The 546-nt window shown below is 37.0% G+C and carries 1 protein-coding gene; it reads right to left on the bottom strand.

Annotation, left to right across the window (positions count from 1 at the left end; translation table 11 throughout):
* Positions 1-546: IS4 family transposase (locus ACYVEC_RS30650; RefSeq protein WP_460509595.1), on the bottom strand; the 546-nt coding region annotated here is incomplete at both ends.

Genomic DNA, 546 nt, shown 5'->3' with positions numbered 1-546 from the left:
TCTTACAGCTTGATCTTGTAATCGTTTTTGTTGCTGTTGTTTTGTTAATCGATGAACAATTACACGAGCTGGCACTTTATCAATCATTCCTACATAAGCATTAGCTATTTCACATGTTTGTCCTGGTTGAAGGGAGTTCATTAACGTCTCCATATCTATCTGTATATACTCTGTACCTTTCTTAATTCTTCCATCTTGAAAATAATCAGGGCTAGGATTTTTTTGATACATACGTGTATTCGACTTGATACGAGAGATATAGTAGGCCTCTTTATCTTGTATATATTGAAGGTCTTTTAAATGAAAATAACCTAAATCTCGGATACATAAATCATTCGCTGTCACAGTTGGGGCACACAGAGAGCCGTAAGTGCGATCATGTTGTTTACCTGGACCTGTATGAATATGTAGGAACTGTCCACTTAACAAATCATACTCAAGTTGAATTTTTATCCCAGCTGTATGGCTGCATCCTCCTGCACCTGGATAAACCGATGAAAATACATCCGGGAGTTGAAATGCAGTTGAATCTAAAATACGAATACG

The sequence above is a fragment of the Bacillus sp. MN7755 genome, assembly GCF_054771475.1.
Note: the sequence above shows the minus strand (reverse complement) of the source record. Positions and strands in the feature narration are given on the sequence as shown.